Annotated in this window: 1 pseudogene; it reads right to left on the reverse strand. The window is 59.5% G+C overall.

The features are described 5' to 3' along the window. Positions 1 to 75 precede the first annotated feature (75 nt). Positions 76 to 536 (reverse strand): annotated as a pseudogene (locus ACP7DD_RS26640) (hypothetical protein); the annotation flags it as partial.

Below are 536 nucleotides of genomic sequence, written 5' to 3' on the forward strand. Positions count from 1 at the left end.
CCCGGTAGACCTGCCAGCCGACGACTTTCCGGCTGTAGATATCGATGAACATGTACAGGTAAAAATAGATTCCCTTCACCCCGCTCGGCAAATAAGTGATGTCCCAACTGTAGAGCTGGCTCGGTCCCGTAGCGCAGATAGCACGCGGCTTGCTGCGCTCTTGTCCTGGTCGCGCTGCTGCCGGTGCTTGACCATGTTGGCGTCTCTCATAACCCGATAGAACGTTGACTCAGCGGCGACATAAATGCCTTGGTCGGCCAGGCGCGGCACGATCTGGCATGGCGGAAGTTGGCCGAACTCAACTGAGTTGACAATCCCCAAGATCTGTTCACGTTCTGACGCGCTGAGCTGATTGCGCGGGTCCTGGATACGCGTGGTACGGCCATCCGGTTCAACACCGGCCAGTTGCCAGCGCTGCAGGGTACGCGGGCTCAAGCCGGCGATCGCGCATGCTCTGCACTGACGGGCCCCCTCGGCAACCGCTTTTTCGACCATTGCGATGATGTCGGCACGCGCTGCGGGTGAGGTCATTTGAC

This window comes from Massilia sp. TWR1-2-2, from assembly GCF_049897565.1.
Taxonomy (GTDB): Bacteria; Pseudomonadota; Gammaproteobacteria; order Burkholderiales; family Burkholderiaceae_D; genus JAFCUW01.